A 20,214-nucleotide genomic window follows, 5' to 3' on the forward strand; every position below is an offset into this window, starting at 1 on the left:
ATCATGTAAAGAACCTCTCTCTACGTATTCATCCGTTCTCCCTTTGTAATCGCTTTTAATTCGATGCAGATAAAGTAAAATAAAAACGGTTAGCCACCCCAGTGATACCCTATCTGCGGTATTACAACATTTTGCAAACGCCTGAGCGAAAAAATCCAAGAATTGAATGGACACTGCAATCAACATCTAAAAATTTAAGTGACAATTAAATTTTAGGCTAAAAATAAGATATATATATAAAATGAAGAACTCTAATTAGATAACTTCACCTCCCTAAGGTACATATATTAAAACGAATTTAACATTTTAAGTGTCACTTAAATTTTAAGCGTTGATGTTATTATACTTTTCATTTTCTAAAAATTCAATCATTTTATGATTTTCTTAAAGCTGAACTTTGGTCCAGTCGTTTTTAAAAATGAGATAGCTTCACTTCCCCAGGTTAATATGTTAAAATTAAGAATAATTAAAAATTAATTCTTTTAAGTGAAACTTAAATTTTAAAATGAAACACATGATTTCATTTCATCACTAAACCCTTAACCATAAAGGTTTTTCAGAAGCCTTGTTTGATGTAAGAGTCATTCATTTAACCCGGATCTTCTCTCATATTTAACATCAGCTTATTTTATATTATTTTTTGGGGGGTAAAAAATGGATTCAGATTTAGGAAATCTAATAAAAAGGCTCCGCAAAGAGAAAAAAATGACATTGAAGGAAGTCTCTGAAAAAACAGGCTTATCGATCAGCTTCTTGTCCCAAGTAGAACGTTCTCTTTGTTCCATTACGTTACTCTCCTTACGAAAAATATCTGAAGCTCTTGGGGTCAGTCCCAGTTATTTCTTTCCTGACACTATACAAATCGACAAAGACATGATTAGAAGAGCAACTGACAGACAAGTTGAACATAAGACGTCCTTTACGTATTCAGATCTATCTGGCAATGTATCGAATCCCTTGTTTGTGCCCATTTTAGTTACCTTATTGCCTGGAGATAAAAAAGGCACACCTTTTTCTCATGAAGGACAGGAATTTATTTACGTCATCGAAGGCACTATGACCATCATTTTTGATGACGTAGAATACGATCTTTTCCCCGGGGACAGCATTCATATAGAATCAACCAAACCTCACAACTGGTTTAACAAAACAGACAAACCTGCTAATTTTTTATTTATTAGTGCAGCTGCCTCTCGTGATTGATTCCATATTTCAACAAGCGTCTTATATAGAAGAGGCAGTACACAATAAAATGGAAAAGGATCGTTTTAAAAAAAGCGATCCTTTTCCATTTTAGACACACTTTCGGCTATGCAACACGCCTTTCGCCCTGCATTCTTGCAGGTTTTTCATTTCCGAATATGAACGCTTGAAAACACAAACTTATCATAGCGATGCCTTGCAAATGAATATTCAAACGGCTCTCCGGTATTAAAAAAAGCGACCTGTTCGACTTCAAGCACCGGGTCGTCAGCAGCACATTCCAAATACTTCCGGTCCAGCTCTGTCGGTTTATCCGCCCTGATTGTCCGGTGGGAGCCGGCGATTGTCAATTTTAACGTTTCCGTGATATGCCGATAGACAGAGCCATGGAGAACTTCTTCATTTAATTCTGAAATGACATTTGCAGGCATGTATGTTTCTTCAATGACATACGGTTCACCTTCGACTTTCCGAAGCCTGATGATGTGATACACTGGCACAGTCTTTTCAATCGATAATCGTTTTGCCACCTCATCTGGCGGAAATTCAACATCAAATTGAATGATATGGCTGTCGATTTGTTTGTTGGCGAGAAGCTTTGTCAGCCCAATGTTTTCGCGGTCCGTCACGCTGACGGGTACATTTTGAATGGACGACTTGACAATGAATGTGCCGTGTCCCCGTTTGCGGTACAGCATGCCTTCAGAAACGAGAATATCAAGGGCTCTTTTCATCGTCATTCTGCTGCATGAAAATTCTTTGGCGAGAGAAAGCTCATCAGGTATGGGCTGGTCTATCGGATAATATTCTCCCTGAATCCGCTTCCTCATTTCATTTGAAATATATTCGTATTTTCTCATGTTTTAACCACCATTACTAAGGATTCTGTTTTATGTCAGCACTTTCTTTACTATTATATCGGTTTCCAATGGGAAATAAAAAGATGGCCCATAAGACCATCTCTTTAACATGTATGTTGATTCTAAATCCCTAGCGGTGAAAGCTTAAAAACCGTTGTTTTCCGTCACACGCTTAAACCAATAGCCGCTCTTTTTGATGGTCCGCTCGCCATTTTGATCAAGATTGACAGACACAAACCCGTAGCGGTTTTTATAGGCGTTCGTCCATGACCAGTTGTCCATGAAAGTCCACAGATGATAGCCTTTAACATTTGAACCTTCCTGAATGGCCTTGTGCACCCATTTTAAATGCTCGCTAATAAACGCAATCCGGTAATCATCGTGGATCATGCCGTCCTCGCCGCGAAAACGCTCCTCTCCTTCAACCCCCATTCCGTTCTCAGAAATAAAGCATTCTATATTGCCGTAGTTGTTTTTGACATTTATCAAAATATCATAAATGCCTTTTTCATAAATCTCCCAGCCGCGGTGGCGGTTCATTTTTCTGCCCGGCATTTCATAATCGTCAAAGAAACGCTCAGGCATAAAAGGCGCATCTGGATGCGGCAGATGTTCTTTTGCTTTTACCCGCCTCGGCTGGTAATAGTTGATCCCGAGCAGATCAACCGTATTCTCTTTGATCACCTCTAAGTCGTCCTGTTCCATGGCAGGCATGTATCCTTCGTCTTTTAAAATATCGGTTAAGAGTCGAGGAAACACCCCTTTCACGGCCGGGTCGAGGAATGATTTGTTAAAGAAAGCGTCCGCTATTTCGGAGGCTTTCACATCAGCCGGATGCTGGCTTCTCGGATAGGATGGCGTTAAATTTAGAATAATGCCGATTTTCCCGTTCCCGCCAAGCTTCCGATAGGCTTCGATTGCTTTGGCGTTTGATAAGATTTCGTGGTAGGCAACCTGCACAGCTTTTTGAAAATCCACTTCGTTCGGATAATGAAAATCGTATAAATAGCCGCCTTCTGCCGGAACGATCGGCTCATTATGGGTGAACCATTTTTTAACCCGATCTCCGTACAGACGGAAGCAGGCTTCAGCGTATGAAACAAAATGATCAACCACTTTCCGGTTTTCCCAGCCGCCGATTTCCTGAAGCGCCACCGGCATATCAAAATGATAAAGGTTAATAAAAGGCTCGATTCCAGCCGCCAGCAGCTCATCAATGACATGATTGTAAAAAGATGCGCCTTCCTTGTTTAACTCATCATTTCCTTCCGGAAACAGCCTTGACCATGAAATTGAAAACCGGAAAGTATTGTGGCCAAGCTCCTTCATCAGCTGAATATCTTCTCTATAAGTCTCGTAAAAACGCGAAGTCTTCTCTGGGCCCACCCCGTCAAAAAACCGGTTTGGTTCTTTTTCATACCAGTGGTCCCAAATATTTTTTCCTTTTCCTCCTTCGTCCGCCGCCCCTTCGGTTTGAGTCGCGGAAGCTGCCGATCCCCACCAGAAGCTTTTTGGAAAGCGGTATTGAATCTGCTCAGTTTTCAGTTCTGTTTTTGTCATGTCATCAGTCTCCTTTTACAAACCTATCGTCGTCTTATTTTGTTCAGATGTATTGAGTTCCTGTTCTTTTTTCATATTCATGCGGTCGATGAATTTCAAAAACGGGAACCATATCGTAAAGACAACGGCTAAATTGAAAATCTGCAAGATTCCGCCGGCAAGCGAATTGGTGGCCATCATGCCGCTGATAAAAATCGGCACTGTCCATGGAATCGTGACACCGGTAGGCGGCGGGACGAGGCCGGAGGCCATGGCAAAATACGTGATCAGTGTGACGATCATCGGCGAGATGACCCACGGAATGAAAATCAGCGGATTCATAACGATCGGCAGCCCGAAGATAATCGGTTCGTTTACATTGAAAATGCCCGGAGCCGCACCAAGTTTCGCCACCTGCTTCATCTGCTTGCTTCTCATAAACAATAGGATCGCAACGATGACGGCCAGCGTCATCCCGGTGCCGCCCATTCCGACGGTGTAAACCTCCATAAACTGTTTATTGATGATGTGCGGCACTTCACCTGTTGCTGTATAGCTGTTCAAATTTTCAATAGACAGCGTATTCCAGATCGGGTCCATGACAGAGTTGATGATAATTTGCCCGTGCAGTCCGAAAAACCATAGCAGCTGTGTAAAGAATATCGCGACCAAAGTCGGAATAATACCGCTTCCAAGACCGACAAGCGGAGCCTGCACGAGGGTGTAGATCAAGTCATGCATATTTGTACTGAATACCTGGGTGATCAAGATGTTGATCATCAAGTAGACTGAGAGCGTCATCACCGCCGGAATCAGTGCGGCAAATGATTTTGAAACCGCAGGTGGAACACCCGCCGGCATTTTAATCGTATAATTTTTCTGGACAAAAAATCTGAATATCTCGGCCGATGTAAAGGCCGTCATCATTCCGAGAAACATCCCTTTCGCGCCGAGCCGGTCAATGGGAATGACATTTGAAACCACTTCCCCGCCTTCACCGTTTAAAACAAACGGTGTCAAAAGGAGGAATGATGCCAGCGCAACGACTCCTCCGAAAACCGCCTCGACTTTATAGTGTTTTGACAAATAATACCCAATCCCGAATACGACGAACACCGACATGATATTGATCGTGGCATTCGGCGCTATGCTTAAAATGGACTGAAAATTTTCAAGCGCCGATTTGCTCATCATTTTATTGAGAAACGGCAAATTTGTTAATACAACGATAATCGATCCAAAAATCGTCAGCGGAAATGCCAGCATAAACGCATCTCTAAGCACGCCTAAATACCGATTGTTATTCAGCTTTCCGGCAATCGGAACCAAAAGATTGCTCAGTTTTTCAAACATCGTCACTTATCCCCCTTCTATTCTGGCAATGCAGCCCTCATAGATTTTTCTCTTTGAAAATCCCCAATAATTCACATACGAGTTCCTTCATCGTAAGCGTTGACATGAGATGGTCTTCCGCATGCATCAGAAGCAAAGAAAAGTCGTTTTTCTCCCCGCCCGCTTCTTTTTGGATCATTTGAAAATGAATGTCGTGGGATTGCCGCAAGTCTTCTTCAGCCTGAACGAGCAGCTCCTCTGCTTTCTGTACACTGCCGGCCCGGTATTCCCTGAGGGACTGGATGACTTTGCTGCGGGCATTTCCGCTGTGGAGAATCAGCTGAAAACATACTTGTTCGCCTGTCAATTCACCAAACGCTGTTTTTTCCATCACAGTCAATCCCCCATCAGGCTTAATGCCTGCTCATATGCTTTCTTGCCGTCTGCCATTCCATATGCCACCATATCAATCACATCAACCTGAATTCCGTATTCTTGCGCTTCCTTTTGCATTTCGCTTTTCAAAAAGCTCATTTGCGGCCCTATTAACACCACATGCGCTTCTTCCATTTCTTTTTTGGCCTGATCTTGTCCGACCGCCCAAATTTTTACCTCATCGCCAATCGATTTGGCGTATTCCTCCATTTTGGTAACAAGGAGGCTTGTCGACATTCCTGAACTGCATGCCAATAAAATTTTCTTCATGATGATGAAATCTCCTTTCTTTTTTAAAAGCGCTTTCACTAACTATTATTATATCTTTTTATTTTTAAATGTCTAGACATTTAAAAATAAATGTTTGTATTTATTTCGAACCATAAAAAAACCCCTCTGAGAGGGGCAGATTGTTGACAAAATCCTAAAACGGTTTAAAGTTTTAGGATTTTGTCATCCTTTCAGCGTGATTGAAAACCCTTGCAGTCTAGGAAGGACGAGCATCGGAGCGGAGCGAATGTTGGAATTCGTGAGCACCGACGCGCAGGCCTGACAACGAATGCGAGGGTTTGTCGACACGCTGACCCTCGCATTTGAGAGGGGTTTTAAAAGAGTTAACGGGCATATTTTTTAAACAAACGGACTGCTTCTTTCGGCACATAAAATGTTCCGTCGCTTTCTACAATCACGCTGTCTAATTCATAGTCTTTCCCTTTTATCTTGATGATGTTTTTATTGACCGGCATCTCTGCTTTTATGTTTTTGCGCGCTGCAACCAGCACTGGATTTGCAGGATCTTTTTTATCGATTGTCACACGGGCCCCGGCTTTTTGAAATGCCTTCTCTGCATCCATAAACAATTCGCTTGTTAATTTGTCTAGATGAAAGCCCATTGCCTTTGCCATCGTTTTGGCGATGTCGGTATTGTCAAGAAGTCCCTGCGGTTTTTTCGGTCCATAGGAGTAAAGGAAGACATCTTCCCCTGTATGGCCGCCTGTTGTAAAGCCTAGATTCGCCCGGTTAGCAAGCAGTTTGCTAAATACGGAAGCTGCCGCTTTTTTGTCTTTCACGTCTTTAAGCTGTTCCTTTTCTGATGCTGTTAAATGGTCAAGACCATAGAGCTGTGCGGATTCTTCTATATTTGATAAATCATCTTTTAATTTGCCTGTTGCACCTTCCAGCGTCATTTTCGCTTTTTTAAGCGGATCAATATATGCCGATACAGGTGTTTGATCATATCCTTTTGTCGTATTGCTGTTGCCGATCGATATGCCGCTGTTGCCATGGTCAGCGACGGCAATGACCATTGTGTTTTTGTCTTTTTTGGCATATTCCAATGCCTCTTTCACCGCATCATCAAATGCCAGGACATCGCTAATGATGCCGATCGGATCATTTTGATGGGCTGCCCAATCCGGTTTGCTTCCTTCCACGAATAAGAAGAAACCGTCTTTATCCTTTGACAGCGTCTGAATCGATTTTTTCGTCATGTCTGCCAGTGTCGGCTGTTCGGGATTCGTCGTGCCGCGGTCCATATCATAAGCGAGATCGCGCTGAGAGAAAGCCCCCCAGATTTTTTTCGATTTTGACTGATTCAGATCGCGTTTTGTTTCAACGAAATCATATTTTTTGTCTTTAATCACTTTTACGAGGTCTTCATGATCTTTGCGGCTTTTTTCATTCGTTCCGGGCAGAAGCGATTCTTTTCCTCCGCCGAGCACAACATCCATGTTTTGATAAACCTGCTGTTCGCCCAGTACTTCAAAATTATTTCGATTCATATGATGGCCGGAATAGGCCGCAGGTGTCGCATGCTGAATTTCCGATGTTGCGATAAGCCCGGTCGCTCTGCCTGTCTGCTTCGCTCCCTCCAACACATTTGCGACAGGACGGAAATGATCTTCCTTGCTGACTGGATCTGCTCCCGGTGAATTGACCACTGATGGAAGTACACCGACATAAGATGAGTTCGATTTGCGTCCCGTTGCCATTGCCGTTCCGGCTGGCGCTGAATCTGTGATCGCCGATTCAGCCGAAAACGTTCTGACGCCCCCAGTGACGATCTGATCCAATGCAAGAGGTTCGCCTTTGTACCAGCGTGCCAAAGTTGTTGCCGTGGAGCTTGTTCCGTCCATCACCATCATGATCACGTTTTTGACTTTTTTATCTTCCTTTTTTTTCGCCGTCTCCATCGCTGCGCTGCCTGTTCCCACTGATCCTAATGCCACAGCGCCCGCCAAGGTAAAGCCGATGATCCTGTTGCGAATAAAACTCATCATGTACCCCCTCCAAAAACCTGCTTTTTTGTTGACAAGCCTACACTATCACTGTAATGTAAACAGGACTTTTACCGTCTATTAATCTTATGTAAATTTTTATGTCCTATGATGAAAAGAAGGCTTCACGCCTTCTTTACCATTACCCTTTTCCAGCTTGAAAGCCCGGATATTGTGTCATTCCGCCGTCCACATATAGTGTCAGCCCAGTAACATAGCTCGCTTCCTCCGAGGCCAGCCAGGCCGCACATGCTGCGACTTCTTCCGGTTTTCCGATATAGCCGATTGGAATCAGTTCAATCACGCCTTTTTTTAATTCGGGGTCCGCGAACTTTTCAGCGTTAATCGGCGTATCGATTGCACCAGGCCCGATGGCGTTTACCCGAATGCCATTCGGAGCGTATTCAAGGGCTAGTGTTTCCGTCAATAATTTGGCGCCGCCTTTGCTTGCCGCATAATGGACAAAGTGAGGCCACGGAATCTCCTGATGAACGGATGACATATTGATCACAGATCCTTTTATGTCATGCTCAAGCATATAAGAAATCGCTTCCCGACAGCACAGAAACATACCGGTTAGATTTGTTGAAATGACGCGGTTCCAATCTTCCAAGGATAAATCTTCCGAAGGGACTTCATTTTCTACGCCAGCATTATTGACCATGACATCAACTGAACCGAATCTATCAACCGCTTTGTCAATAAGCGCTTTCACATCCCCTTCCTTTGAAACGTCTCCTTGAATGGCAACCGCACGGGAACCGCCATTTTCTATTTCTTTAACCGTTTCCTCTGGATTTTCTTCTTCTTTAAAATAATTGATCACAACATTGGCTTTTTCCGCTCCGAAGCGCAGTGCCATCGCTTTTCCAAGACCTGTGCCCGCCCCTGTGATGACAACCGTTTTTCCCTCTAAATTTGGATACATCGTATTGATTCCTCCTTTTAACGCTTTTGCTTTGATAGGTTTCCACAGATTGGTTTAAAGCATGCATTCGGGAGAGCATCAAAAAAACCGCAGCCTTCTGGCTGCGGTTTTCGAGACTGCAGACAAAATCCGAAAACGGTTTAATGTTTTAGGATTTTGTCATCTTTTCATCGTTTATTTCATCCACTCAGTGTGGAAAATGCCTTCTTTGTCTGTGCGCTCATACGTATGCGCGCCAAAGTAATCGCGCTGGGCCTGAATTAAGTTGGCCGGCAGTGTTGCAGTGCGGTAGCTGTCAAAGTAAGCGAGAGCGCTTGAGAAGCAAGGTACAGGAATCCCTTGTTCAACGGCAAGGGAAATCGTTTTGCGAAGTGCTCCCTGATAGCTTTCAACGATATCTTTGAAATATGGATCAAGCAGCAGGTTATCGAGTTCCGGATCGCGGTCATACGCTTCCTTGATTTTTTGCAGGAAGGCCGCGCGAATGATGCATCCTCCGCGGAAAATCATTGCGATATCACCGTATTTCAAATCCCATCCGTATTCTTCTGAAGCGGCTTTCATTTGGGCAAAGCCTTGTGCATAAGAACAAATTTTGCTCATGAAGAGGGCTTTTCTGACCGCTTCAATCAATTCTTCTTTGTTCTCCGCAGTTGTTTTGGCTTCAGGACCTGCCAGAATCTTGCTTGCTTTGACGCGCTCTTCTTTCATGGAAGAGATGAAGCGGGCAAAAACGGATTCAGTAATGATCGGCAGCGGAACGCCCAGATCGAGTGCGCTTTGGCTCGTCCATTTTCCTGTTCCTTTTTGGCCGGCTTTGTCTAAAATCACGTCAACAAGCGGCTTGCCCGTTTCGTCGTCTTTTTTCGTAAAGATGTCTGCTGTGATTTCGATCAGGTAGCTGTCAAGCTCTCCTTTATTCCATTCTGAAAATACCTCGTGAAGCTCATCAGAGGATAAACCGACAAGGTGCTTAAGGATAAAGTAAGACTCTGAAATCAGCTGCATGTCGCCGTATTCGATGCCGTTATGGACCATTTTCACATAGTGGCCGGCACCGTCCGGTCCGATATATGTCGTACAAGGTTCTCCGTCCACTTTTGCGGAAATGGCTTCGAGTATCGGTTTGACAAGCTCATGAGCTTCCTTCTGTCCGCCGGGCATGATAGACGGGCCTTTGAGCGCGCCTTCCTCACCGCCGGAAACACCTGTTCCGATGAAATGAATGCCGCTTTCGGCAAGCTCTTTATTTCTTCTTTGTGTATCTTTATAATATGTATTTCCGCCGTCAATCAAAATATCGCCTTTCTCAAGATGAGGCAGAAGCGATTGAATCGTGGCATCAGTCGGTGTTCCGGCTTTGACCATCAGCAAAATCTTGCGCGGCTTTTCAAGAGATTCAACGAACTCTTCAATGCTGTATGTGCCGACAACTTGTTTCCCTTTCGCTTCTTCGAGAAATTCTTCTGTTTTCGCGCTTGATCTGTTGTATACAGAAACCGAAAACCCGCGGCTTTCAATATTTAAAGCCAAGTTTTTTCCCATAACTGCTAAACCAACTACACCAATTTGTTGTTTTGCCATGTCTAACGTCCCTTCTAAAGCGTTTAGCATCATAATTTAATTTTGATTTAAATTGAAATTACCACACTTTGACCTACCTTTTCAAGCTATTGATCTTTTCTCCCGTCCTGGAAAAAATCTTTGTTAAAGCTTGTTCCGCTCGTATTGCTCTCTTTTTTAACGATTTTGATCCCTTTTTGGATGAGGTCTGTTCCGTATTTTTCATTCAGTTTCTCCATCAGCTTCTGGATCGGTTCCTCTTTGGCATCCTCCTGAAATGAAAACAAATCAAGCTGTTTGACAGCTTCTTTCCGTTTGACAAGATCTGTTCCCGTTACCCCTAAAAGCCTGACGGCGTTTCCGCGCCAATGCCGTTTAAAAAGCGCTTTCGCTTCATTCGCAATCTCGTCTGCGGCATCGGACGGATTTAGAAGCGTCTTGCTTCTCGTTATGTTCGTCCAGTCTGCATAGCGGATCATGATAAAGATTTTTGAAGCCATGACTTCTTTGCGTTTCAGCCTGTTGCTGACTGAAACGGACAGTTTGTCGATAAGGCCGGTGAGCTCTCTTTCATCTGTGCTGTCATACGGAAGAGTCGAGGAATTGCCGACGCTTTTAAATTCATAAATCCTGTCGGGATCGACCTCGCCCAAGTCGATGCCGTTTGCCCGCCTTTTCAGCCTCGGGCCGTTGATGCCAAGAAGCTGCTTTAAAGCGTGCTCATCAGCGGCAGCCAAATCCCCGATTTTTTCAATTTGCAGCGTTTTAAGCTTTTCAGCGGTTTTTTGGCCGACTCCGTACATCTCGCTGATATCGAGGGGCCATAGCAATTGAGGCACTTCCCGCTTTCTTAGAATCGTAATCCCGAGCGGTTTTTTCATATCCGAAGCCATTTTCGCCAAAAATTTATTCGGCGCAATTCCGATGCTTGAGGGCAGCAGGAGTTCTTTTTGAAGGCGCTTTTGGATTTTCACGGCTGTTTCATATGCTTGATCTCGATAAGGCGTCTGTGTCAAGTCCATATATCCTTCATCAATCGAAACGGGCTCCACTAAGTCCGTGTACTCCCTGAGCACTTGAAACATTTCTTTTGAAGAGCTTCTGTAGCGGTCAAAATTCGGCGCCTTTACAATCAGTTCGGGGCAGATGCGCTTCGCCTCCCAAAGCGGCATCGGCGGCTTGACTCCGCGGGCTCTCGCCTCATAGCTGCATGTCACGACAATCCCTTTGCGCTCCTTCGCATTTCCCGCGATGGCAAGCGGCCTGCCGCTCAGCGAAGGGTCATACGCCATTTCAACAGATGCGTAAAAACTGTTCATATCGATATGAAAGATGACTCTTCCCTTTTGTTTTCCTGCAGTCAAAGCGGCTCCCTCCTGATGCTTTCATTAGACATACAAACGTTCATATAGTAAGATGTTATTGAAACGGAAGTGATAATGATGATTCTCGAATCTTTTAATGATGCTTTTTTTCTGTTTGAGTTTTTCACAATCATTCTTCCCGCACTGACCGCCATTGGCATCGCCCTTATCTTAAGGGATTGCAATACGGGTGAAGATTGGAAAACAAAACGGTTTGAAGAATATAAAGCGATTCATTTTATCTACAAAATTGATTTTCTCGTTATCCTATATCATCGCATTACGGTATGGATAAGTAAAGTTATACGCATGAAGGCTTCATCGAATGATGATGAAGACCATCGTTCCCTTCTTCTTTCATTTTAAAACGTGCAAGGGGCCTCGGATGAAGAGCGCCTCATTGAAGAAGGAGGAGAACGTGTTGAACACGAAATTAAAGCGAATATTTACGACTGTAATGTTTTTGTTGATGACCATGATGATTGGGGAGCATGCTTCTGCTGCCACCGGAAATGCTTCGGCAGAGAGCGGCAACATATTCCAACAGTATGTGGTGGTTCCATTTTCTGAGCTGATCAAGGGAATCGCGGGTTTTTTCCACGGAAGCTACGGACTGTCCATTATTGTTGTGACGATCATCGTTCGTTTTCTTGTCATGCCTCTGTTTGCCAACCAGTTTAAAAAACAGCGGGCGATGCAGGAAAAAATGGCATTGGTCAAGCCTGAAATGGACGCTATTCAAAGCAAATTAAAAAAGACGAAAGATCCTGTGAAACAAAAGGAAATCCAGCAGGAAATGATGCAGCTATACCAAAAACACAACATCAATCCGCTGGCAATCGGCTGTCTTCCGATGCTGATTCAATTTCCGATTTTGATCGGTCTTTATTACGCCATTCGGTCAACGCCTGAAATTGCTTCCCATTCTTTCCTTTGGTTTAATTTGGGGCATTCGGATATGATCATGTCTTTATGCGCAGGCTTGATGTATTTCATCCAGTTTTATGTGTCGCAAAAGCTGAACGCGCAGTCATCTGCCCAATCAAATCCGGCGGCTCAGCAGTCTGCGAAGATTATGGGATTGTTTTTCCCGGTCATGATGACGATCTTTTCTCTCAACGTCCCGGCTGCTCTGCCGCTTTACTGGATGACAAGCGGGCTGCTCCTGACCGTTCAGTCCGTCGTCTTTCATCAAGTGTACCAAAAGAATAAAAAAGCGGTTCAATCTGCTGAACCGGCATCAAAATAAAAAGGTTGCGCCTTTAACAAGGCGCAGCCTTTTTTTACTTTTATCCGGCCGCCGTTTCTTCAGCTTCAAACTGATCGGAAATATGCTCAAAACCTTCGATTTTTTGCACGATGACATCCGGGTTTAATTGAATGATCAGCTGCCCGTTTCGTTCAAGAACACCGCTGAATTCATCAGCCTGCAGATGAAAAGGTTTGATGTCGTCCTCATTGATCTCGATCATCTCTTTTGCTTCTGTTACCAGCAAGCCGGCCGGTCCTGTGTTTGATGAAAAAATCAGCAGCTTGCTTTTCTCGTTAATCGAAAGCGGTTGATGATGCAAAATGACGCCAGCGTCAATCACCGGGATCATTTCACCTCTAATATTGGTGATTCCGCGGACTTCTTTCGGAAGCCCGCTGATCTCTTTTAGATTTCCCATCCGTTCAATCGCTTGAATATAACGGATGCCCACCCCGAATTCTTCCTGATTCACTTGAAAAAGAATGGCATGTTGATTTTCCATGTAAAACCCCTGCCTTTATGATGGATTTGCCACTTCCTCAATAATCGCAATGACCATTTCCGCTGTTTTGGACAGCTCTTCAATCGGCATTTTTTCATTTTTGGTGTGGATCTGTTCGTATCCTACTGCAAGGTTGACGGTTGGAATGCCGTGGCCTGCGATGATATTGGCATCGCTTCCTCCGCCGCTTGTCAGCAGCTCATATGGACGGCCGATGTTTTGGGCGGCTTTTTTTGCGACCTCAACAACGAGATCCCCGTCTTTGTATTTAAAGCCTGGATACATGACGTCTATCTCCACCTCGGCTCTGCCGCCCATTTCGACGGCTGCCGTTTCAAACGCCTGCTTCATTTTCTCGGTTTGCTTTTCCATTTTCTCAGGGACGAGAGAGCGGGCTTCCGCCAAAATGTCAACCTGATCGCAGACGATATTCGTTTGTGTTCCGCCTTCAAAGCGGCCGATGTTTGCTGTCGTTTCCTCATCAATGCGGCCAAGCGGCATTTTGGCAATCGCTTTTGAAGCGATCGTGATCGCGGAGACTCCTTTTTCCGGTTCAACTCCGGCGTGGGCGGTTTTGCCGTAGACCGTTGCTTTAATTTTCGCCTGTGTCGGCGCAGCCACGATAATATTGCCGACTTTACCGTCTGAATCAAGGGCATATCCATATTCCGCTTTGATCAGTGAACGGTCTAAGGCTTTCGCGCCGACAAGCCCCGATTCTTCACCGACTGTAATGATAAATTGGATCGTTCCGTGCGGGATGTTCTTTTCTTTAAGCACCTTAACAGCTTCCAGCATGGCTGCAAGTCCTGTTTTGTCATCCGCTCCCAAAATCGTTGTGCCGTCTGTTTTGACATAGCCATCTTCAATAACAGGCTTTACACCTTTACCCGGCACTACCGTATCCATGTGCGACGTAAAGTAAATCGTGTCTGCCTCTTTTATTCCGGGAAGTGTGCACACCAGGTTGCCGGCTCCGTGCCCGGTTGAAGGCGCACTGTCGTCTTCAACGACATCCATTCCAAGAGCCGTAAATTTTTCTTTCAGCACTTTACAGATGTCTGCTTCATGTTTAGTCTCAGAGTCGATTTGCACAAGTTCTAAAAACTCTTCCAGTAGGCGTTTTTCATTCATGCTTGTTCCCCTCCAGTTTTATAGCGGTATGTTGCCATGCTTTTTTTTCGGCCGATTTTCCTGCTTGCTCTTTAGCATCTCGAAAGTTTGAATCAGCTTTTTGCGCGTCTCTTTCGGATCAATGATATCATCGACCATCCCGTGGCGGGCGGCGATAAAGGGACTTGCGGCCTGCATGCATTGCCGGACTTTCTGCTCCTTTGCCGCCTTCTGGTTTGCCGCGCTTTTTATTTCATTGGCAAACAGCATATCAGCTGCTTCCTCCGCCCCCATCACTGCGATCTCGGCATTCGGCCAGGCAAACACGGCGTCTGCTCCAAGCGCTTTGCTGTTTAAGGCCACATATGCTCCGCCGTACGCTTTTCTTAAAATGACCGTCACCTTGGCGGCGGTGGCTTCTGCATATGCATAAAGGATTTTTGCTCCATGTCTGATCACCCCGCCGTGCTCCTCCCGTATTCCCGGAAGAAAACCGGGAACATCCACCAATGTCAAAATGGGGATTTGGTAAGAATCGCAAAAACGGATGAATCGAGAAATTTTATCAGCAGCGTCCATATTCAGGCTGCCGGCCAAATGTTTCGGCTGATTAGCGATGACTCCAGCCACTTCTCCGGCAATTCTTGCAAAACCGACCACGGCATTTTTTGCAAAATGCTGCTGCACTTCAAAAAATGTACCCTTGTCCGCGATTTCGAAAATGACATTTTTCACATCATACGGCTGCCGGACGTCTTCAGGCAATACAGTCATCAGGGCAGGTCTCATATCATCATCTTTTTCAGGTCTGGCTTGAGCAGGAGGCTTTTCTTCGTGATTCTGGGGGATGTAGGATAACAGCTTCCGCACCTCCTTGAGGACGGCTTCGTCAGAAGCAGCGGAAAAATGTGCATTTCCGCTGATTGAATTATGTATAGACGCGCCCCCCAATTCACAGGCGCTGACAGACTCTCCTGTTGCTGTTTTGATGACTTTCGGCCCGGTAATGAACATCTGCCCGGTCTTTTCGTTCATAAAGACAAAGTCGGTCAAAGCCGGAGAATACACAGCTCCTCCGGCACAAGGTCCAAGAATGACAGAGATTTGCGGAATGACGCCAGAGCAAAGGACATTTCGGTAAAAAATATGACCGTATCCATCTAATGATAGCACACCCTCTTGAATTCTCGCACCACCTGAGTCGTTCAGGCCAATGAAAGGGGTCTTATTTTTAAGGGCAAGATCCATGACGGCCGCGATTTTTTTGGCGTGCATTTCCCCAAGCGCTCCACCGGTCACAGTAAAATCCTGAGAAAATAAATAAACCGGCCGCCCGTGGATTTTTCCAAAACCCGTTACAACGCCGTCGCCTAAAGGGCCGCCTGACTGCCTGCTTCTCACAAAGGCGTTCAGTTCCATAAAGCTTCCCCGATCAAGCAGCAGCTCGATTCGTTCCCTGGCAGTCAGCTTCCCTTTTTGCTTCTGTCTGTCGATCTTTTCCTTTCCTCCCCCGAGAGATGCCATTCGGCGGCTGTTATATAAACCATCGACTCTTTCAAACATATCCATCATATTTGCTCCTTCTCTTAATAATGCTGTTCTCTCGCGAAACTTGTCCGATGAAGAAAAGCAGGATAAAATAGTGGAAGAATAAAAAACAGAGGTGAACAGCTTGTCTCAAAAATTCATTAAAATCATGGTTATTGTCATGATCAGTGTCATGGTGCTGACGAGCCTGCTTGCGGGAATCAGCATGATATTTTAATATGCATACATCCGGCTGAAAAAGCAGGCTTTCTTATGGAGAGGCCTGCTTTTTTGTCAAGGCGTGTTTTTCAGCGGCCATTTCGGCAAAAGGCCGTTTTTCTTTCGTGATCAGCACCTTTGTTCCAATCGGCAGCTGGTCAAATAAATGAATCACGTCTTTGTTATGCATGCGGATGCAGCCCGATGTCATATATTTGCCAATGGAATACTCCCGGTTGGTGCCGTGTATCCCGTACATTCTGCCGTCTGTGCCGCCGGCGTCAAAACCGATCCAGCGCGGCCCAAGCGGATTATCAGGCGAACCGCCTTCAATGTCTTTCTTTCGATAGTAAGGATTTCTGGCTTTCACAATAATCGAAAACTCACCTTCCGGGGTGAGATCAGTTGTTTTTCCCGTCGCCACTTCATACACGGCGGCCACTTTATTTTCATGAATAAAAGCCAGCCGGTTCGTCTCTTTATTGACGATGACATACGGATCCCCCGGAAGCGGATTTTGCCCGATCGGCCAGATTGGCGACAGTCCGACAATCAACAGTGCAAATAAAAAAGATCGCATAAGCTCCTCCTTTTTCATTAGATTGACCAATGAAGGAGAAACTCATGCGATTCAGGCAGGAGATTTAATTCCTTTAAAATAGCTTTTGATCACCAAATACTGTTCCATTTCCCCGAGAAAGTTGAAAAGAGCTGCTCGGGCTTCAAATTCCTCGCGTGTCGTGGGGAGTTCCATCTCTTCAAATTCCTCTCTCATCTTGACGAGGCGTTTTAAAAATTTATGAGCCGTATTTCCGGGATGGATAGCTCCTCTCAAGTCATGAATGAATGCTGCGATCATATGCCCCTGTTCTACCGTCATCGAAATCGAAGTGATCTTCGGCAGCACCCTTTCAATAATTTCAAACTGTTTTTCCCGCATTTCAAAATAATGGTAATAAAGATTTTCATGACGCAGAAAATGATTTTCAACATCGCGGTATGCTAATGTTTTCGCTTCATCGATCAAACGGTGCGTCTCAGGGATTTCCTTTCCCGTCCAGTCCTGCTCCCCGGTCAGCAAGTAGCGTTCGATTTCCTCAAAAATTTTAGCGAAATTGTCCTCGATTTTCTGCTGATACTGCTTGAGGTGCTTGTCCATGCTCGGCATATACAAGTTCATGAGAAGGGCGACACCGATGCCGGTAATAATGATTAAACATTCATTCCAAATAAGGGAAAGGGTGATTCCCTCTGACATATAAAGATGAAGGACGATGACGGAACTTGTGACGATCCCTTCTTTTATTTTGAGAAAAACGGTTGTGGGAATAAAAAATAACAGCATGATCCCAATAACAATCGGATGATAGCCGATTAGTTCAAAGAAGCAGTATGAAAAAACAATCGCCAGACAGCATGCGGCAAAACGGGCCCATGACGCCTGAAGAGACCGCTTTTTCGTCACTTGAATACAGAGTATGGTGATAATGCCTGTTGAAACAAAATTGTGAAGGCCCAAGAGCTGCGCAATATAGATGGCCAATGCTGTTCCAAGCGCTGTTTTTAATGTGCGATAACCTATTTTAAACATCGTAAACCCCAATCTTTTCTTCTATAGTTGGCTAAAATGAAAAAGAAGAAGATCTTGATCTTCTTCAGCTTATTTTATAGTATTTTCTCTAAAAAGTCTTGAGCTCTTTTTGATTTCGGAGACGAAAAAAATGCTTTTGGATCTCCGTCTTCGACAATCGTCCCTTCATCCATAAACAGCACTCTGTCCGCGACTTCTTTTGCAAATCCCATTTCATGGGTTACAATCACCATCGTCATTCCGGTTTTCGCCAGATCCTGCATGACTTGAAGCACTTCCTTGACCATCTCAGGGTCAAGGGCTGACGTCGGCTCGTCAAACAGCATGATATCCGGATTCATCGCCAGCGCCCTCGCGATTGCGACGCGCTGCTTTTGGCCGCCTGACAAACGGTTTGGATAATCGTCTTTTTTATCGAGAAGGCCGACTTTCTCAAGCAGTTCTTCCGCTTTTTTAGCAGCCGCCTGTTTGCTTTCTTTTTTTACATGAACAGGCGCATACGTAATGTTTTCAAGAACGGTTTTATGCGGAAATAAATGAAAATGCTGAAAGACCATTCCGATATTCTCTCTGACTTTCAGGACATTTGTTTTTGAGTTTGTAATCTCCGCATCCTGGATGTAAATGCTTCCTTTCGTCGGTTTTTCAAGCAGGTTCAGGCAGCGCAAAAATGTGGACTTGCCTGAACCCGATGGTCCGATGACTGCGGCGACCTCGCCTTTTTCAAAGGAAACAGAAATATTTTTAAGCACCTCGTGCTTTCCGAAAGATTTTGAGAGATGGCTAACGTTAATCATTGATATTCAGCTTCCTTTCAATCGCTTTACCGGCAAACGTCAGAATAAGAACGAGCACATAATAGATGAGTCCTGCGAACAGCATCGGTTCCAATGGGCTGTAAATAGCCGCTCCGGCCTGATAGCTCCGTCTCATAATATCGCCGAGCCCGATGACTGTGACAACCGCGGATTCTTTTGTCAGGGTAATCGATTCGTTAATCAGAGCGGGCATGATGTTTTTAAAAGCCTGCGGAAGCAGCAGATCCTTCATCATTTTCGGATATGGCACTCCGAGAGCCATTGCCGCCTCTTTTTGGCCTTTGTCAATCGCATTGATTCCGGCTCTGATGATTTCTGATACATAGGCGGCTGAATTTAAGCCGAACGCAGTCACAGCCGCCCAATAGGCATCAATATCAAACCCCAGTACTTGAGGCAATCCGTAATAAACAATCATCAACTGGAGAACGAGCGGTGTCCCCCGGAATATCGATGTGTAAAAATCCGCAATCCAGGCAAGGGGTTTAAACGGGCTGATTTTCATCAGCGTGATCAAAACCCCGAGCAAAAATCCAAATACCGCCGCAGCCGCGACTACTTTTAATGTAACGCCCAGGCCTTCCAGTATAAAAGGCATCTCAGGTATCGTACTTGAAAAATCAAGAAAATTCATGATGACTCTCCCTCTCCCGCCTCGATAACAAATGAGGCGTACAATCGCTTTAGAAAAAAAAGTTCAACAAAAAGTTGAACTTTTTTACGCTTACTTTTTTGTTTCTCCACTGAACCATTTTTCTTTCAGCTTATCCAATTCTCCGTCTTTCTCCATTTCCTCAAGCGCTTTGTTGAACTTGTCCGTCAGTTCGCTTCCTTTTTTAAACGCGATCGCGGATCCGGCCTTTTCATCCGGTTCTTTCGGCAAGTTGTAGCCGACGAGTTCTTCGTTTTTTTGAATGTATTTTTCAGCCACAATGTCTTCAATAATGGCTGCATCAAATCGGTCCGCTTTGATTTCTTCTGTTAAATCCGAAATGCGGTTGCGGTTTTCAACTTTTAAATCGTAGTCAGACGTCAGTTCTTTCGCTTTTTCTTCCTGAATGGAGCCCAGCTGTACACCGACCGTTTTTCCTTTCAGGTCGTCAAGCGATTTGATACCGCTCGATTTTTTTGTGACGATCATGTTGTGAGCCGTATAGTAGACGTTTGAGAAATCGACTTGCTTTTTGCGCTTAGGAGTCGGCGTCATACCGGACAGCACAATGTCTGCTTTATTCGTTTTAAGAGCTGTTACAAGACCGTTGAAGTCCATGTCTTTGACTTCAATTTCATGGCCCGTTTTTTTGGCGAGCGCATTGGCCAGATCAACGTCAAAGCCGACGATCTTATCCCCGTCCTTCGATTCAAACGGCGGATAATCGGCAGAAGTTCCCATCACCAATGTTTTTTTATCGTCAGAACTGCTCGTCCCGCAAGCGGCCAAAGCAATTGTGACACAAGCTGTCACTAACAGTAAAATCCATTTTTTCATGTTGTATATCCCCCTGAATCTGTTTGAATATTTATTCGTTGTTATGTATTTTAAACATTTTCTCAGTCTGATGCAATACCCTTTTAAAAAATAATTAAAAACCTTTGTGTAAAGCATCTATAAAACGGTGAAAGACTGTTGTTTCCATCTGTCCAATTGCATATATATAGCATTTTTATACATATAAAAAGCCTGCCGTATAT

Annotated in this window: 21 protein-coding genes; 4 read left to right on the plus strand and 17 right to left on the minus strand. The window is 44.6% G+C overall.

Annotation, left to right across the window (positions count from 1 at the left end; all coding sequences use genetic code 11):
* Window positions 1-654 precede the first annotated feature (654 nt).
* Window positions 655-1,203 (plus strand): helix-turn-helix domain-containing protein, encoded by a 549-nt coding sequence (locus tag BTA30_RS13190; protein WP_076761776.1) that lies wholly within the window; start codon window positions 655-657, stop codon window positions 1,201-1,203.
* A 146-nt stretch (window positions 1,204-1,349) separates the two neighbouring features.
* Here BTA30_RS13190 and BTA30_RS13195 read toward each other — a convergent pair whose 3' ends face one another.
* From BTA30_RS13195 to BTA30_RS13235, 9 genes are all read right to left on the minus strand, one after another.
* A complete protein-coding gene (locus BTA30_RS13195) occupies window positions 1,350-2,063 on the minus strand; it encodes a GntR family transcriptional regulator (protein WP_076761777.1) in 714 nt (237 codons plus the stop codon).
* Window positions 2,064-2,207: 144 nt separating this feature from the next.
* Window positions 2,208-3,623, minus strand: a complete 1,416-nt coding sequence (locus BTA30_RS13200) for a glycoside hydrolase family 1 protein (RefSeq protein ID WP_076761778.1) — start codon at window positions 3,621-3,623, stop codon at window positions 2,208-2,210.
* A 15-nt stretch (window positions 3,624-3,638) separates the two neighbouring features.
* Window positions 3,639-4,955, minus strand: coding sequence for a PTS cellobiose transporter subunit IIC (gene celB / locus BTA30_RS13205; RefSeq protein WP_076761779.1), 1,317 nt, complete (start codon window positions 4,953-4,955; stop codon window positions 3,639-3,641).
* Window positions 4,956-4,992: 37 nt separating this feature from the next.
* On the minus strand, window positions 4,993-5,325 hold the full coding sequence (locus BTA30_RS13210) for a PTS sugar transporter subunit IIA (protein ID WP_076761951.1): 333 nt from the start codon (window positions 5,323-5,325) through the stop codon (window positions 4,993-4,995).
* A 5-nt stretch (window positions 5,326-5,330) separates the two neighbouring features.
* Entirely contained in the window at window positions 5,331-5,639 is a 309-nt protein-coding gene (locus BTA30_RS13215; RefSeq protein ID WP_076761952.1) for a PTS sugar transporter subunit IIB, read from the minus strand.
* Window positions 5,640-5,983: 344 nt separating this feature from the next.
* The gene (locus BTA30_RS13220; RefSeq protein WP_076761780.1) at window positions 5,984-7,645 is read right to left on the minus strand and encodes an alkaline phosphatase; all 1,662 of its coding nucleotides are present in this window, start codon (window positions 7,643-7,645) and stop codon (window positions 5,984-5,986) included.
* A 142-nt stretch (window positions 7,646-7,787) separates the two neighbouring features.
* Window positions 7,788-8,573: a glucose 1-dehydrogenase gene (locus tag BTA30_RS13225; RefSeq protein ID WP_076761781.1), complete on the minus strand. Its 786-nt coding sequence runs from the start codon at window positions 8,571-8,573 to the stop codon at window positions 7,788-7,790.
* A gap of 174 nt (window positions 8,574-8,747) precedes the next feature.
* A complete protein-coding gene (gnd, locus tag BTA30_RS13230; protein WP_076761782.1) occupies window positions 8,748-10,157 on the minus strand; it encodes an NADP-dependent phosphogluconate dehydrogenase in 1,410 nt (469 codons plus the stop codon).
* An 86-nt stretch (window positions 10,158-10,243) separates the two neighbouring features.
* Window positions 10,244-11,500 (minus strand): DNA polymerase IV, encoded by a 1,257-nt coding sequence (locus BTA30_RS13235; protein ID WP_076761783.1) that lies wholly within the window; start codon window positions 11,498-11,500, stop codon window positions 10,244-10,246.
* 78 nt (window positions 11,501-11,578) lie between these two features.
* Between BTA30_RS13235 and BTA30_RS13240 the strand changes: the two genes are divergently transcribed.
* Both BTA30_RS13240 and BTA30_RS13245 read left to right on the plus strand, forming a co-directional pair.
* A complete protein-coding gene (locus tag BTA30_RS13240; RefSeq protein ID WP_076761784.1) occupies window positions 11,579-11,866 on the plus strand; it encodes a hypothetical protein in 288 nt (95 codons plus the stop codon).
* 91 nt (window positions 11,867-11,957) lie between these two features.
* Entirely contained in the window at window positions 11,958-12,749 is a 792-nt protein-coding gene (locus BTA30_RS13245; protein WP_244948958.1) for a membrane protein insertase YidC, read from the plus strand.
* Window positions 12,750-12,789: 40 nt separating this feature from the next.
* On the opposite strand, the gene BTA30_RS13250 is transcribed toward BTA30_RS13245, so the two are convergent.
* From BTA30_RS13250 to BTA30_RS13260, 3 genes are read right to left on the minus strand one after another with little or no spacing between them, the layout of a single operon-like run.
* Entirely contained in the window at window positions 12,790-13,254 is a 465-nt protein-coding gene (locus tag BTA30_RS13250) for a chemotaxis protein CheW (RefSeq protein ID WP_076761786.1), read from the minus strand.
* Between the two features lie 15 nt (window positions 13,255-13,269).
* A complete protein-coding gene (locus BTA30_RS13255; protein WP_076761787.1) occupies window positions 13,270-14,388 on the minus strand; it encodes a tripeptidase T in 1,119 nt (372 codons plus the stop codon).
* Between the two features lie 18 nt (window positions 14,389-14,406).
* Window positions 14,407-15,936, minus strand: coding sequence for an acyl-CoA carboxylase subunit beta (locus BTA30_RS13260; protein WP_083696957.1), 1,530 nt, complete (start codon window positions 15,934-15,936; stop codon window positions 14,407-14,409).
* Window positions 15,937-16,030: 94 nt separating this feature from the next.
* Here BTA30_RS13260 and prli42 point away from each other — a divergent pair, with 94 nt between their 5' ends.
* Window positions 16,031-16,132 carry a stressosome-associated protein Prli42 gene (gene prli42, locus BTA30_RS23175; protein WP_239693691.1) on the plus strand — a complete coding sequence of 34 codons (102 nt, stop codon included), beginning with the start codon at window positions 16,031-16,033 and terminating at the stop codon, window positions 16,130-16,132.
* A 33-nt stretch (window positions 16,133-16,165) separates the two neighbouring features.
* Here prli42 and BTA30_RS13265 read toward each other — a convergent pair whose 3' ends face one another.
* The 5 genes from BTA30_RS13265 to artP form a co-directional block, all read right to left on the minus strand.
* Window positions 16,166-16,693: a L,D-transpeptidase gene (locus BTA30_RS13265; protein WP_076761789.1), complete on the minus strand. Its 528-nt coding sequence runs from the start codon at window positions 16,691-16,693 to the stop codon at window positions 16,166-16,168.
* A 51-nt stretch (window positions 16,694-16,744) separates the two neighbouring features.
* Complete coding sequence (locus BTA30_RS13270) at window positions 16,745-17,704, minus strand: aromatic acid exporter family protein (RefSeq protein ID WP_076761790.1); 960 nt, start codon at window positions 17,702-17,704, stop codon at window positions 16,745-16,747.
* A 74-nt stretch (window positions 17,705-17,778) separates the two neighbouring features.
* Entirely contained in the window at window positions 17,779-18,501 is a 723-nt protein-coding gene (artM, locus tag BTA30_RS13275) for an arginine ABC transporter ATP-binding protein ArtM (RefSeq protein ID WP_076761791.1), read from the minus strand.
* Window positions 18,494-19,156 carry an arginine ABC transporter permease ArtQ gene (artQ, locus tag BTA30_RS13280; RefSeq protein WP_076761792.1) on the minus strand — a complete coding sequence of 221 codons (663 nt, stop codon included), beginning with the start codon at window positions 19,154-19,156 and terminating at the stop codon, window positions 18,494-18,496. Before artQ ends, artM begins: the two co-directional genes overlap by 8 nt.
* A gap of 90 nt (window positions 19,157-19,246) precedes the next feature.
* Window positions 19,247-20,011: an arginine ABC transporter substrate-binding protein ArtP gene (artP, locus tag BTA30_RS13285; protein WP_076761793.1), complete on the minus strand. Its 765-nt coding sequence runs from the start codon at window positions 20,009-20,011 to the stop codon at window positions 19,247-19,249.
* Between the last annotated feature and the right edge of the window lie 203 nt (window positions 20,012-20,214).

The sequence above is a fragment of the Bacillus swezeyi genome, from assembly GCF_001969815.1.
Classification (GTDB): domain Bacteria; phylum Bacillota; class Bacilli; order Bacillales; family Bacillaceae; genus Bacillus; species Bacillus swezeyi.

Coding starts and splice junctions, on each gene's coding strand:
- BTA30_RS13265 (WP_076761789.1), bottom strand. CDS start 16,693: ATGCGATCTTTTTTATTTGCACTGTTGATTGTCGGACTGTCGCCAATC.
- BTA30_RS13200 (WP_076761778.1), bottom strand. CDS start 3,623: ATGACAAAAACAGAACTGAAAACTGAGCAGATTCAATACCGCTTTCCA.
- celB (WP_076761779.1), bottom strand. CDS start 4,955: ATGTTTGAAAAACTGAGCAATCTTTTGGTTCCGATTGCCGGAAAGCTG.
- BTA30_RS13195 (WP_076761777.1), bottom strand. CDS start 2,063: ATGAGAAAATACGAATATATTTCAAATGAAATGAGGAAGCGGATTCAG.
- BTA30_RS13225 (WP_076761781.1), bottom strand. CDS start 8,573: ATGTATCCAAATTTAGAGGGAAAAACGGTTGTCATCACAGGGGCGGGC.
- BTA30_RS13190 (WP_076761776.1), top strand. CDS start 655: ATGGATTCAGATTTAGGAAATCTAATAAAAAGGCTCCGCAAAGAGAAA.
- artM (WP_076761791.1), bottom strand. CDS start 18,501: ATGATTAACGTTAGCCATCTCTCAAAATCTTTCGGAAAGCACGAGGTG.
- BTA30_RS13210 (WP_076761951.1), bottom strand. CDS start 5,325: ATGGAAAAAACAGCGTTTGGTGAATTGACAGGCGAACAAGTATGTTTT.
- BTA30_RS13270 (WP_076761790.1), bottom strand. CDS start 17,704: ATGTTTAAAATAGGTTATCGCACATTAAAAACAGCGCTTGGAACAGCA.
- BTA30_RS13260 (WP_083696957.1), bottom strand. CDS start 15,936: ATGGATATGTTTGAAAGAGTCGATGGTTTATATAACAGCCGCCGAATG.
- artQ (WP_076761792.1), bottom strand. CDS start 19,156: ATGAATTTTCTTGATTTTTCAAGTACGATACCTGAGATGCCTTTTATA.
- BTA30_RS13215 (WP_076761952.1), bottom strand. CDS start 5,639: ATGAAGAAAATTTTATTGGCATGCAGTTCAGGAATGTCGACAAGCCTC.
- gnd (WP_076761782.1), bottom strand. CDS start 10,157: ATGGCAAAACAACAAATTGGTGTAGTTGGTTTAGCAGTTATGGGAAAA.
- BTA30_RS13245 (WP_244948958.1), top strand. CDS start 11,958: ATGTTTTTGTTGATGACCATGATGATTGGGGAGCATGCTTCTGCTGCC.
- BTA30_RS13220 (WP_076761780.1), bottom strand. CDS start 7,645: ATGAGTTTTATTCGCAACAGGATCATCGGCTTTACCTTGGCGGGCGCT.
- artP (WP_076761793.1), bottom strand. CDS start 20,011: ATGAAAAAATGGATTTTACTGTTAGTGACAGCTTGTGTCACAATTGCT.
- BTA30_RS13250 (WP_076761786.1), bottom strand. CDS start 13,254: ATGGAAAATCAACATGCCATTCTTTTTCAAGTGAATCAGGAAGAATTC.
- BTA30_RS13240 (WP_076761784.1), top strand. CDS start 11,579: ATGATTCTCGAATCTTTTAATGATGCTTTTTTTCTGTTTGAGTTTTTC.
- BTA30_RS13255 (WP_076761787.1), bottom strand. CDS start 14,388: ATGAATGAAAAACGCCTACTGGAAGAGTTTTTAGAACTTGTGCAAATC.